The sequence below is a fragment of the Hymenobacter sp. M1-2 genome, assembly GCF_057808495.1.
In genome coordinates this window covers 149,759-162,813 of record NZ_JBTYZO010000008.1, presented here as the reverse complement: position 1 = coordinate 162,813, position 13,055 = coordinate 149,759, and the positions used below count along the sequence as shown (strand labels likewise).

Here is a 13,055-nt window from a genome sequence, read left to right as displayed (position 1 = left end):
AAATTAAGTAGTGAAGTCTTAGAACTGAGACAGGAGAAGTAAGGCGTCTGTTAACGCCTTACTAACCACATCATGAGCCTTGGTTTTTGACCTACCACTCAGTTCTCCAACAAACGCGGCAGCCCAACCGGAAGTTTAAAGAAACCTCCCCGCCATTGGCAACGGCTCACAACTGCTCCAACTGGTCGCGCACGGACCACTTGCGCCATTGCTGCCGCGCGAAGCGCAGAAACGCGGGCGGCGCGGCCCGAAACTCCTTCTCTGTCTCGTAGCGGCCAGCCAGCAACAAGTAGCCTTCGGGAGCGTCGAGCTGCTCTTTGCTGATCGTGTCGAGGCAGCAGGGGTTGGCGGGCGCCCGCTGGCTTACGGGTACGGAATCGTACTGCACCACCGTGTTGCCGCGCAGGGCATATTTGGCAGCACCTTCGCGCATGATGAGCTTGAGTTGCGAAGGACTCACGTCGCTGCGGCAGGTGAGGGAGTAGAGCAGCGTGGTTTCGGACTGGCCGTCGTGGTCGAGGTCCGTGACGGAGGTAGCACCGGGCAGCGGACCAAGGCCTAGATCAAACGGGCAGTTATGTACGGCGTCTTGCAAATGCCACAGTTCCTGCCAGCGTCCGGCGCGTTGCACGTATTGGCGGACAAACAGTTCGGCGTAGCTTTCGTCTTCACTGGATTCGGTGGTTTTCTCCGGCAACGGCCCGCGGCGGGTGATTACCAACAGATTTTCGCCGTTGGTATCGGTCCACTGCCGGGCCTCCAGCAAGGTGCCCGGTGGCAGCAGGCCCTTGGCAGGCAGCTGGCTGGCCGTTAGGAGCCGGACGGCGATGGAATCGGAACTAGCAGCCGGTGAGCCCGACGCTGGCGCGGCGGACGAGGCAACGCCGGGAGCCGCGGTTTCCGTAGGTTGTTTCGGCGCTTCGTTGCACGCTGCCAGCACCAGGAGTAGACTTAGAACCCGAAATTTTTTCAGCATTATCGTTCGGTGGTTTATCCGCCAAGTATAGCCAACTCCGCATGAAAATCCTCTCTGCCTCGCAAACTCGCGCCGCCGACCAGGCCACCATTCAGGCCCAGAACATCAGCTCCGCCGACCTCATGGAACGCGCCGCCACAGCCTGCACCGAATGGCTGCTCACCTACCTGGCGCCTGGCTACGGCAACGGAATCATCTGCCTCTGCGGCCCGGGCAATAATGGCGGTGATGGCCTCGTGGTGGCGCGCCAGCTCCACCAGGCGGGCTACGCGCCCCAGGTGTGGCTGCTGCCCGCGGCCCAGCACTCCGCCGACTTCACGCTGAACCGGCAGCGCCTGCCCGCCGCCCTGCCCGTGACCGAGCTGGCTCCCGACCAACTGCCCCAACTGCAACCAGATATGGTGGTGATTGACGCCTTATTCGGAACGGGCCTGAGCCGGCCTCTCACCGGCCTCGCCGCCGAGGTGGTGCAGCAGCTAAATCGTTCGGCGGCGCACGTCATTGCGCTGGATGTGCCCTCGGGCCTCTTCGCCGACGCGCCGCAACCACCCGATAGCGCCGTGGTGCGGGCTCAGCACACACTCAGCTTTGAGTTGCCCAAGCTGGCTTTTCTGCTGCCGCAAAACGCGGAGCTGGTGGGCGAATGGACAGTGCTGCCTATAGCCCTGGACGAAGGTTTTATCGAAGAGACTTCGGTGGACCACTACTTTGTGGATGCTGCTTTTCTGCGGGGCAGGCTACCAAAACGAAAGAAATTCTCGCACAAAGGCACGTTCGGACACGCGTTGTTGCTGGCGGGCAGCTACGGCAAAATAGGCGCGGCCGTGTTGGCGGCGCGGGCCTGCCTGCGCGGCGGCGTGGGTCTGCTAACGGTACGCGTACCCGCCGTAGGCTACGACATTCTGCAAATTTCCGTGCCCGAAGCCATGGCCCTCCCCGACCCTACTCGCGAAGCCGTGACCGAACTCCCAAACCTGCACCCTTACGCGGCGGTAGGCATTGGCCCCGGCCTGGGCCAGGCCGACGCAACGGCGGAGGTGCTGCGGCAACTGCTGCAAACCGGCGCCCACCTCCCCCTGGTACTCGACGCCGACGCGCTGAATCTGCTAGGCACGCACCGGGAGCTACTCGCGCTATTGCCATCTGACAGCCTACTCACGCCCCATCCCAAAGAATTTGAGCGCCTCACCGGCGAACCCGCCCGCGACGACTACCACCGCCTGGCCCAGCTCCGCGACTTCTGCCGCCAGCACCATTGCTACTGCGTGCTCAAAGGTGCTTACACCGCCATCGGTACCCCCGATGGCGCCATCTACTTCAACAGCACGGGCAACCCTGGCATGGCCACCGGCGGCAGCGGCGACGTACTCACCGGCCTGCTCCTGGCCCTGCGCGCCGACAAACGCCTCTCCCCTCTTGACGCCGTGCTACTAGGCGTATTCGCCCACGGCTGCGCCGGCGACCTGGCCGCCGCCGAAACCGGCGAAGCCGGCTTGCTAGCCGGTGACATTGCGCACTTTATTGGGCCAGCTTTGCAGGAAGTCGTTGGTTGATGGTTTGTGTCTAATCTACCTCACAGAGTGAGCAGTTGAGCCCCAGCGGGGCGGCATGTTGGTAGTCATTGGGCTTCCATACCGTTTCAGAGCCCCATCGGGGCGACACACGCATTGCCGAGTGTCGCCCCGATGGGGCTAAATTCAACTTCTCGGGTATTCTTTCTACCGATATATTGCCCCGCTGGGGCTTGATCCTTGGCGCCGTGAGCTGATTAGTGGGCTTTAGGGCACTGAAATAAGTCTTCAAAAGAACTATGATGCTTTTTAGTCGATCATGTTACAAGCTAGCAAACAGTCCTGTGATTCTCGGAGGACCATCAAACGGAAACCAAATACACCACTAAGAACTGCACTATCATTACGCCATCAGTGAGCAGGGCGAAGTAGTAGTCGGGACGGTTTTCGTGGGCGTACCAGATGATGGGGGCGGCCAGCGCCAGGGGTAGTAACTGCGCCAGCAAATGGGAGGGCGTAGTACCCCAAGGCAATAGCAACCCAGCTATAGTAAGCGTTGCCAAGGACACTAATTTGGTGGCTCGCACGCCGAACACGCCCGGAAAGGTGAGCGTGCCCATGAGGCGGTCCTTGGTGTAGTCCCGGATGTCGAAAACGAAGGCCAGGGCCAGAATGAAGCAGAACCGCCGGGCAAACAGCACCATCACCAGCGGAGCGGCCAGCGGCTTGCCCAGGTACAGCGCCGGAATCCAGACCGTAACGGCGGCCCACACATAGGCAATAAGGAACACCTTCAGCAGCGGCAAGTCGCGGAGGGCCCGCCACCGGCCGCGCCACTTCAGCAACGGCAGCGAATAAAGCAGCGAAATAGCCGCTAAGTGGCCCAGAAACAGGGCCAGGTGCAGCCATCCATCCAAGAAAAACAGCACGGCCGCCACCGCCAATGCGCCCAGCGCCAACGCGAACAGCTCGCGCCGATGTTCCAGCATCCAACGCTTGCGTCCCGAGAGAACCAGCTGCTGCTGAAACTTGTAGGGCAGCACGCTGTCGATATTGTAGAGGAAAAGCGTGGCCGCGAAGATGAGCACCGCCAGCCGCCACGGAATATGCACCTGCCACACCAGGAAGGTGGCCCAGGTAAGTCCCAGGGCTGCCAACGCCAACCACGTGCTACTGTAGAGTAGCGCGTCGGTGCCGCGCCGCAGCGTGGTGGTCCAGGGTAGCGGGCCGGCTATTTCGGGGGGCTTGGACGAAGGAGGACGCATACAACCGGAGCTAGCAACCTGAAGGGACGGAAGTCTGCCATGTGCGCCCTAAAGGTAAGGTTCCAGACAATCTACCGTCCCGTCTCCTCGTGGCTGGCATCTACCGGCTTGGACTCCGGGGAGCCTTTCTGCCGCAGAAAAATAGACAGCCCCACAATAGAAACAATGCTCAGCATCTCGCTCTGCCAGTTCTGCAACGACTCAAACCAGAAGCGCGTCGTGCCTAGATACTCCATCGTCGAGACGGCCGGTTTGCCTTCGTGTCGCTGCTCGATGCTGTAGACTTCGGCTCCACCTTTGGCATGCAGCCACATAGCAGCCAGAAACAGGAGGAGAAAAGTCAGGGTGAGCGAGTTCTGGTACAGCAGTAGCTGCCAGCCGCCGCGCTTCACCGGGCTTGGAGCATCAGGTTTGGTAGGGTCCGGCTCCTTGTCTACACCCTCTTCTTCGTAAAGCTTTTTCGACTCGGCGGAGCCCTTTTGTCGCAGCCAAATGGTGAGCAGCACGTACAGGCCCATCTGCAAAAACTCGCTCTCCCAGTTCTCGAACGTTGCCTCTAGAAAGTGCCCCGATGTCAGGTACTTGCCCAGCGTAAGCAGCGGCAGCTTCATTTCTTCCAGCTCGGCATTGTAGTCGTGCCAGCCGGTGAATACCTGTCCCGTCAGCGTGCCGAGCACCAGCACGGCCCCCAGCAGCAATAGCCCATTCTCGTACAGAAAGCGCCGGAAAGCGGAAGTAGAAGGTTGAGCTGCCATGCTGCCGCATACGGCTTTTGGTTTTTGGTTGTTGGCAGATTGTTATCAGCTCCTTTCCAGCAAACAACCAAAAACCAACTACCAATAACCAAAAAACCCTCCCCCGGCGCCTTGGCCGAAGAAGGGTTGCTGTTGCTTGTTAGGCGCAGTGCTTACAGAACTACCGAAGCGGCGTCTTTGGGGAAAGTTTCGTTGTAGAGCTTGATGCTTTGCTCGATGATACGGTAGGCATCGTCGCGGCCCATGAAACGCTCTACGGTTACGTGCTTGTGCTCCAGGGCCTTGTAGTCTTCGAAGAAGCGCTGCATCTCGCGCAGGGTGTGCGGGGGCAGGTCGTCGAGGTCGTTGTAGTGGTTTACGGAGATGTCGTGGGCGGCTACGGCAATGATTTTGTCGTCTTCCTCGTCGCCGTCTATCATCTGCATCACCCCAATTACTTTGGCCTCCACGAGGCACATTGGTACAATGTCCACGGAACACAGCACCAGAATATCGAGGGGGTCTTTGTCGTCGCAATACGTCTGCGGGATGAAACCGTAGGCGGCCGGGTAGTGCACCGCCGAAAACAGCACCCGGTCCAGTTTCAGCAGGCCGCTGTCTTTGTCCAGCTCGTACTTGCCTTTGGAGCCTTTGGGAATTTCGATGATGCCGTTTACCACGTGGGGCGCGTCGTCGCCGCGCGCAACATCATGCCAGGGATTGAAATGAGACATTAAATTCGTTTTTCGTTGTTCGTTTTTTGTTTTTCGTTATTGGTTTCTCGTTGCTCGTTTCTCATTGGGTACTTAGGCAACTCCACCCAACGAACAACAAAAAACGAACAACGAAAAACGATCCATTACCGCCGTAGCACCTCCTGGAGTGGGGTGCCGCTGCTGCCGTTGGGTTCCTGAATGTGGAGCCAGCTCGCCAACGTGGGCGCAATATCGGTAATCTTAGCCGGGTGGTGCGAGTCGCCGCGCTTCACGTGCCAGCCCCAGAATATGAGCGGCACGTGGGTGTCGTAGTTGTTGAGCGAGCCGTGCGTGGTGCCCTTGCTCACGGGGTAGGAGTACGATTCTAGCCAGCCCGGCTGCAACACCACCAGCACGTCGCCGCTGCGCTTGGTGTAGTAGCCGTTTTCCAGGTACATCAGCATCCCGCTTTCCCAGTGCGACTTCTGCAAGTCGTCGGCCGTGATGGCGCGGTTGACGCCGGCCAGCCGGGTGGCAATGTCCACTACTTCGTCTTGTACCAGCCGCAGGTTCAATTTCTGTCGCGCAATGAGCGGGCGGTTGAGGTAGACCTGCTGGTTTTCGTAGCTCAGCACCCACTGGCCCGGCCCGTGGCGGCGCACCAGCGCCTGCTGAATAGAGTCTTGCATGACGCGCGGCCCTACGGAACCGCCCGGCAGGTGATGGTCGGCCAGGAAGCCGGGCGAGTGCGCGGCGGCGTGGTCGGCGGTCAGAAACACCAAGGCCTGCCCCCTTCCTACAGTTTTGTCGAGGTAGTCGAACAGGCGGGCTAGGTCCTGGTCGAGGCGCAGGTAGGTGTCTTCGGTTTCAATGGCATTTACCCCGAACTGGTGGCCCACGTAGTCGGTGCTGCTGAAGCTCAGGGCCAGAAAATCGGTTTGGCCGCGTTGGCCTAGCTGCTCGGCGCGCACGGCTTCGAGGGCGAAGTCCAGCGTGAGCGAGTTGCCGAAGGGTGTGGAGCGTACCAGGTCGAGGTTGCGGGTGGGCGTGGTTTTTTCGCCCGTGGCGGCCAGCGCGCCTTGCACCGGCGCAGGCAACGTGGCGCTCAGCGTGGGCAGATCGTGCGGAAAAACTGGCTTGGCCTCGCCCTTGTATGTGGCTTCCCAGGCTACATCGTCGGGGGAGCTTTCGGTGTACTGGGCTATGGGCAGCAGCGTCTCCCAGGGCTTGCTCAGGTACTGCGCCGCCCTGTTTTCAGCGTTGAATTTGGTAACCCACTCCGGCAGCACGGTTTGGTAGTAGGTGCTCGTGATGAAGGCGCCGTTGGTGCCGTCGTACCAATAGGCGGCGTTGGCGGCGTGGCCAGCCGGCAAAATAGAGCCCCGGTCTTTGATGCAGACCCCAATCACCTTGCTCTGGAAGTTGGTAGCCAGCCGCAGCTCGTCGGTGACAGTGCTCGTCAGCATAAGGCGCGGCGACTGTTGCCCCCACTCCGACGTACTGCCCACCGACTGCACGGTCTTGTCTTCCGTCACGTAGGTGCCTTTGCCCGTCTCGCGCACAAACCAGTTGTTGCCCACGATGCCGTGCACGGAAGGCGTGGTACCGGTGTAGATGCTGGCGTGACCCGGCCCGGTGTAGGTGGGCACGTAGTTGTAATGGGTGTTTTCGTAGCTGAAACCCTCCCCCAGCAACCGGCGGAAGCCGCCGCTGCCGTACTTGTTCCAGTAGCGGTAGAGGTAGTCGTAGCGCATCTGGTCCACCACAATGCCCACCACCAGTTTGGGCCGCGCGAGGGCCGGGGCCTTCTTCTGGCCGGAGGCCGCTCCCGCCAGGGTAGCGGCCAGCAAGAGTAACAGGCTCTTTTTCAAATCGAAAGTAGTTAGGCAGTAGTTAGCCGAAACCTGGAAATTAGGTACCAGCGCAAACGGCCGCAAAGATAGCCGCCACTGGCCGGAATCAACTCGTCCGCAGCTAAATCGGGGCCCGACGCGTACGTGCAGTACCCCGTGGCCGTTGCGCCCGCGCCTACTTCTATCCCGCCATTTCACAACCGAAGTCGTGCTTCGGGCTCCACTTCCTATGCCAGCTTCCAACCAGCCCTACGCCCTCGTCTTCGACATGGACGGCGTGCTCATCAACAACACGCCCTACCAGGCCCGCGCCTTCCAGCTTCTGTTCCGTGACCTGGGCCTAACCACCAACGCCCGCCGCCTGTTGGCGCGCCTCAACGGCATGCCGGCCAGCAACATCCTGCAAACCGTCTTCACCAACCCCGTCCCGAAAGAGAAGCTCAAAGAATACGCCTCGCAGCGGGAGTTCCTGTACCGCACGCTCTACTGGAACAAGCGCCGCGAAACGGCGGGCCTCACGCCGTTTCTGCAAGCGGCCCGCGCGGCGGGCTTCAAAATCGGGCTCGGCACCGGCTCGCCCCCCGAAACCATCGCCTACATCATCGACCACCTCGACCTGCGCCGCTTCTTCGACGTGGTGGTAGGCAAAGCCGACGTAGAGCGCGGCAAGCCCCACGCCGATACCTTCTCCGTCACGGCCCAGCAGCTCGGCGTGCCGCCCGAGCGGTGCGTGGTGTTTGAAGATGCCATCCTGGGCGAGCAGGCCGCCTACAAAGCCGGTATGCGCTGCATCGCCGTCAGCAGCGGGGTGAAGCCGGAGCAGTTTCAGGCGCCCCTGCAAGTCATCCGGGACTTCACCGACATCACTCCCGAGCGGGTGCTAGAGCTATTGGAGCAGCACCCCGACACGCCCAAGCCCAGCAAGGAGTTGGCGAAACGGCAGTATATGCACCTGTAAGCGCAGCTTCCCGCGAACGAGCACAGCGAGTATCCGGTGCCGCGCCCGTAGCGCGAAGCTCCCGCTTCGCGCATCGTTGAACGACAGGCGTTGCAGCCTCGCGCGAGTCGTTCAACCTCAGCAACGATGCGCGTTGCACGGCACGGCTCCAATCGTGCAACCTCAGCAACGATGCGCGAAGCCGGAGCTTCGCGCTACAATCTGCTTGGCGCTCTGCCGGATACTCGCTTCGTTCGTGCGCGGAACGGGGCTTCGTGCTGCGGGCGTGGCAGTCCTGCCTACATACCTTGTCTTTTATAAATAAAAACATCCATATTTAAAGAGCCGGCTGATTGGCTGGTCTGATGGCCTGGCAGCGGGGGCCGTCAGCTCTTTTCTTACTGTTTATTCTCTTACCCTCATGCCGAATCAAATTAACGTCGCCATTCCGCCGGCCGAGCTGGCCAAGGCCCTCGACTTGCTCCAGCAGGCCCGCGCCGTACTGGCGCCCTATCTGCACCCGCTCACCCCGGACGAGCGCAAAAGCATCATCAAAATGGGCGATAAGTCGGTGGGCTTTATGAACAAGCTGCTCGATTACGCCACCAACAACCCCAGCTTCGTACCCGACTTCATCAGCCTGGAGGAGCTGAAGCAGGACGTGAGCGTGGCTACCGACCTGGCTCCGGTGGAGCAGCTCGCCGCCCAGCTCGCCCTCGACCTCGATAGCACCGTGATGCTGGCCGGCTCCGAAGGTATGAGCCAGGCCTCGCCGGTCTACCAGAACATCCGGTTCCTGGCGCAGCAGAACCGGCCCGGCGCCCAGGCCGCCTACGACGACCTGAGCCAGCGCTTCCCCGGCCGGCCGTCCAAAAAACCCTAGCAGCCCTCCGTACTACTTCTGGTAGCGCTGCCCTACCGGTTACCAGCTCCGAACGACCTGTTGCTCGTTCGGAGCTATTTTTTTCTTCCTCCGAGGCTCCGGTAAGTCGTTCGAAAGGACTTATTGGAGCCTCGGAGGGAGTAATAAGTCGTTCGGAAGGAGAAAAAACACCCTCGGAGGGTATTTTTTCTCCTTCCGAGGGTGTAAAAAGTAGCTCCGAGGGTGTTTTTTCTCCCTCTGAGGCTCCAAAAACACCCTCCGAGGGTGTTTTTGGCGGCCCGGCCCGGGCGTGCGCCGCGCCGTAGCGGGCCGCTCCTACCCTGCCGCGGCGGCTCCGGCCGGTAGCGCCACCCCGTAGAGCGCGGCCACGGCGGCATCTACGGCTGCTTCGGCGGCGGTAGTATCGGCGGCGGGGTCGGCGGCTTTGGCGTCGAGGATGCTCTGCACGAGTTCAGCAATGTGGGCCTGCTCGGCGGGCGTGGCGGTGGGGATGGGGAGGTCCAAGATGTTGCTGAGCATGATTTGAGGAAACAAGTCAGTTACATCAATCTCTAGGCGCAACTTGATGATACGTGCCATTATGCGCGAGTTCAGCAACGCCAGAATGAATAGGTAGCCGTAAGGACTATTTGGCTTTAGTTTCAGTAGAAACAACAGCGTGTTGCAGTAGCTCTCCTCATTTATATAGGTGGCGAGCAGAGTATCAGATACGATTTTACGAACCAATATTTTCTCTCCCAAAAAGATGCTTGGCTCACGAGGTTCAGCAAGCCAAGAGCCGTAATGAATCCAATTATCAAAGGCCCAGTTAGTGCCATATCGTAGCACATGCTTCCCTTCATAAAATGGTCTCCACTCTTGAGATAGTTGCTTATTAGAAGTATGTGGTTTTGCCTCAACAATTGCTTTCGTTTGTGGAGGCTTGCCCTTACCTGTTTGGTAAGCTTTAATTCCTGAGATACCATTAGCGTAAGTACTCAGAGGTTGAGAAACAGCCATTATTTTCTCTAAAATCTGCACCTCATGGGTTTCAAGCAATAGAAATAACCCCATTTTCTGCCACAGCATGGGCTCTATCTGAAAGCTTTGTGCGGGAGCATCCATAGCAAAGCGCGTAGCTCGTTTATTAAACCGCTTGATTTGAACAGCCTCAGTTGAGGCTACTGAATTTTGCAATGACAACATGACCACATCCACGACGGCATCTGGAAAGACAGTAGAAGGCATAGTAAATATTTCCTCAATCTGAGACTTGTCTAACAACAACTTTCTAAGGGACGCAGTGAAGTCAAGGGTCAAAAAGGTGTCAGGAATTATGTAAGCCAAATGGCCGGTTGGTGATAGGAGTTGAAGTCCTTGCTCTACAAAAGCGACGTAGCTTTCAATCCTGTAGTTGAGTGTAGAAAAACGTTCAATCAGCGCTTTTCTAACCCCAGCGCTGAATTCCACGCCATACGGTGGATTCCCAATCACCACGTCAAACCCGCGAAACTGGCCGTCCTCATCCAGCACTTCCGGGAACTCGAAGCGCCACTCAAAAGCGTCGCGCAACTGGGCGCCCTGCTCGTGGGCCTGGATGTCGGCGTCGAGCTTGTCGGCCAGCAGCTCCAGGCGGCGCATCTCGAAGTGGCGGGCCTCCTGCTCCTTCGCGGAGCCGGTGAATAGCTGCCCCTGCGTTTCGAGCACCAGCCGCTGGTTGCGGTACTTGCGCAGGTCTTCGCGCTTCTTGTCTTTCTTGTGCAGCACGGTGGTAAACTGCTGCTTGAGCTGCTCGAAGAAGCCCAGCAGCCGGTTTTTCTCCTCGCGCCCCCGGCTGCCGAAGTACTCATGCACGGCCGCCTTGTACTGCTTCGGCGAGAACTTGCCCTGCTTAAACACCTCCGACAAGTCTTCGTCGAGCTTGAAGCGGGCCAGCAGGGAGTTGCCAGTTTTCACGTTCAGGTCGAGGTTGGGCAGGGTTTCCAGCTCGCGCCAGTTGGTTTCGGGCTTGTAGTAGGCGTGTTTGAGCAGCTCTATCCAGAGGCGCAGCCGGCAGATGCGCACCGAGTTGGGGTTCAGATCGACGCCGAACAGGGCATGCTCCATCAGGGCGCGCTTCTCCCGGAATAAGGCTTGCTGGAGGCGGGTGCGCTCCGGCCCCACGCCGCGCTGCCCGGTGGCCGGCTCGAAGGTGGCCACGCGGTAGGGCGCGGGCTGGCCGTCCTGGTCGGTTACTACCAGCTCGTCGTGCTCCACGTCGAGCGTATAAGGCAGCCGCGCCCCGTCGTCGGCCACGAACAGGCCGAGGCGGCTTTTGAGGGCCAGCAGCTCGTTGAGGGCACTCACCAGGAAGTGGCCCGAGCCCACAGCCGGGTCGAGCACGGTGAGCGTGTTGAAGTGCGTGGCGTAGAGCAGGCGCTGGGCGCGCTTGGCCGGGGCCAGGGCATCGGCCAGCTCCTCCACCGATTCGCAGCCGGCCAGCTCCGCGAACTGCGGGGCCTGCGCGAAGTGGCGCACCACGGCGCGGCCCAGCGTCTGGCGGGCCATGTACATGGTCACGAAGCCAGGCGTGTAGAACGAGCCGTCCTTGTAGCCATTGATTTTCTCGAACACCAGCCCCAGCACGGCCGCCGACAGCAGCGGGCGGGCGGCAGCCGGCGCGCCTTCGGTGCCGCCGCCCGCGTGGGTGGTAGTGGGGTCGGTGGCGAAGTCGTAGGCATCGAGAAAGTGCAGCAGATAGGGCAAGGCGGCCCACTGCGGCGCGGCGCTGGTGCTGGCTTTGGCGGGCGGCACGGCGGGCGCACCGGCCTTGCGCAGTACCGAGCCGGGAAAGGGCGCCAGCCCCAGCCCGTCGCGCAGCCCGCTGATGTCGAAGGTGTAGCCTTCCAGGGCGCTGGGCTCGAAAAGGGAGGAATTGAGGTAGGGCACCTCGGCGAAGGCGGCGGCCACGTCGGGGGTGCGCTCGGCGGGGGCGCGGTTGAGCACCTCGAAGAAGAGCGTCAGCACTTCGTCGTAGTCGGAGAGGCGGGCCGGGTGCAGAAAGCGGAAGGCCGCCGCGTGCTCGGGCGCATGGTAGCGCACGAGCTGGCCCTCTAGCAGCTTGAGAAACAGCAGGCGGTTCACCCACATCAGGCACAGCGCCAGCGCCACGCCCTCGCGCTGGGCGGGCAGCGTGTCGCCGTAGCCCAGGCGCTCGGCTTCGGGCAGATAGTTGAGGCCGTGGCCGGTTTCGAGCTTGCGCAGGGTGTTTTCGAGCAGGGAGCCGGGCTGCCGCTCGCCCTCCGGGCAGCGCCCGATGCGGCGCACCGAGCCCTGCTTATCTTCCCGCAGGCCCATCAGGTAGAGCAGCTCGTGGTAGAACTCCTGGTTGAGCGTGTTGGGGTCGCGCCGCCCGGTGAGGGGTTCCTTGAGCAGGTAGCCAGGGTGAAAGAGCCGGTAGAGGTGGAGCAGCTCGGCGGGCGTGGTGGGCAGGCCGGGGCGCAGGTCCACGTAGGCCACGCGCAGCTCGCCTTCCAGGGCCGCCAGCTTCTTGCCCGCAATGGACTTGTAGAAAAAGTCGGTATCGGTGGCGGCTTTGGCCCCGGCCTTCCAGGCGCGGAAGTCCTTCACGAATGCCTTATCCTTCCAGAACAGCCGGTTGAAGTCGATGGCGTCGAACACGTACCACTCGTAGCCGGTGGTCACGATGAGGCGGCGGAAGTCGTCGGCTTTTTCGTCGGTGCGGTCTTCGAGGTAGTAGAGCAGGAGCTGGTGCAGGGCCTTGCGGTTGAGGTCGTCGGGGGCCAGCATCTCCTTGGGGTTCTTGGGTCCCTTCACTTCCAGCACCACCCCCACCGGCGAGTCGGCCGTGTCGCCGAGGTGCAGCACCAGGTCGCGCTTGCCGTGCACGTTGCCGTAGCGGGCGCCTCCCTCGGCCGGTTTGCTCACCGCCCGCAGGAAGTCAAGAATGTGGGTTTCGCCGTGTCGCTCAATCTTGTTGGGGTCGAGGTGGCGCAGCATCTCGGCCAGGTGCCCCCGGAAGTCGGTGAGTTGATCGGGAGTGGGCCGGAGGCGGCGTAGTGCCGCGGTAGCTTCGTGAGGTAGCAGTAGTTTGGGTAGCAGCATAGGATACGCAAGGTAAGCGCGAAACCCCTAGCCTCAACGATTGGCCTCACCCCCTAGCCCCCTCTCCCACAGGAGAGGGGGGACTAGCTCTAGTTTGTAAAAACAAAAGCTCAGCGGG

At 60.8% G+C, this 13,055-nt stretch carries 9 protein-coding genes; 3 read left to right on the top strand and 6 right to left on the bottom strand.

All coding sequences use genetic code 11. The annotated features are described in order from the left end of the window. Positions 1-166 precede the first annotated feature (166 nt). Positions 167-976, bottom strand: a complete 810-nt coding sequence (locus ACYSMN_RS09990) for a M949_RS01915 family surface polysaccharide biosynthesis protein (RefSeq protein WP_488923729.1) — start codon at positions 974-976, stop codon at positions 167-169. Between the two features lie 41 nt (positions 977-1,017). On the opposite strand from ACYSMN_RS09990, the gene ACYSMN_RS09985 reads away from it, so the two are divergent. Further along, on the top strand, positions 1,018-2,529 hold the full coding sequence (locus ACYSMN_RS09985; RefSeq protein WP_488923728.1) for an NAD(P)H-hydrate dehydratase: 1,512 nt from the start codon (positions 1,018-1,020) through the stop codon (positions 2,527-2,529). Positions 2,530-2,849: 320 nt separating this feature from the next. On the opposite strand, the gene ACYSMN_RS09980 is transcribed toward ACYSMN_RS09985, so the two are convergent. The 4 genes from ACYSMN_RS09980 to pafA all read right to left on the bottom strand — a co-directional run bounded on the left by ACYSMN_RS09980 (position 2,850) and on the right by pafA (position 7,052). Further along, on the bottom strand, positions 2,850-3,752 hold the full coding sequence (locus ACYSMN_RS09980; RefSeq protein ID WP_488923727.1) for a UbiA family prenyltransferase: 903 nt from the start codon (positions 3,750-3,752) through the stop codon (positions 2,850-2,852). Between the two features lie 71 nt (positions 3,753-3,823). Continuing rightward, complete coding sequence (locus ACYSMN_RS09975; protein ID WP_488923726.1) at positions 3,824-4,507, bottom strand: DUF6766 family protein; 684 nt, start codon at positions 4,505-4,507, stop codon at positions 3,824-3,826. Between the two features lie 152 nt (positions 4,508-4,659). Next, on the bottom strand, positions 4,660-5,220 hold the full coding sequence (locus ACYSMN_RS09970) for an inorganic diphosphatase (RefSeq protein ID WP_488923725.1): 561 nt from the start codon (positions 5,218-5,220) through the stop codon (positions 4,660-4,662). A gap of 125 nt (positions 5,221-5,345) precedes the next feature. Beyond that, positions 5,346-7,052 carry an alkaline phosphatase PafA gene (gene pafA, locus ACYSMN_RS09965; RefSeq protein ID WP_488923724.1) on the bottom strand — a complete coding sequence of 569 codons (1,707 nt, stop codon included), beginning with the start codon at positions 7,050-7,052 and terminating at the stop codon, positions 5,346-5,348. Between the two features lie 211 nt (positions 7,053-7,263). On the opposite strand from pafA, the gene ACYSMN_RS09960 reads away from it, so the two are divergent. Both ACYSMN_RS09960 and ACYSMN_RS09955 read left to right on the top strand, forming a co-directional pair. After that, positions 7,264-7,992: an HAD family hydrolase gene (locus ACYSMN_RS09960; RefSeq protein ID WP_488923723.1), complete on the top strand. Its 729-nt coding sequence runs from the start codon at positions 7,264-7,266 to the stop codon at positions 7,990-7,992. A 400-nt stretch (positions 7,993-8,392) separates the two neighbouring features. After that, positions 8,393-8,854, top strand: coding sequence for a hypothetical protein (locus ACYSMN_RS09955; protein WP_488923722.1), 462 nt, complete (start codon positions 8,393-8,395; stop codon positions 8,852-8,854). A 315-nt stretch (positions 8,855-9,169) separates the two neighbouring features. Here the strand turns inward: ACYSMN_RS09955 and ACYSMN_RS09950 are convergent, their stop codons facing one another. Further along, on the bottom strand, positions 9,170-12,937 hold the full coding sequence (locus ACYSMN_RS09950) for a type IIG restriction enzyme/methyltransferase (protein WP_488923721.1): 3,768 nt from the start codon (positions 12,935-12,937) through the stop codon (positions 9,170-9,172). Positions 12,938-13,055: the final 118 nt, after the last annotated feature.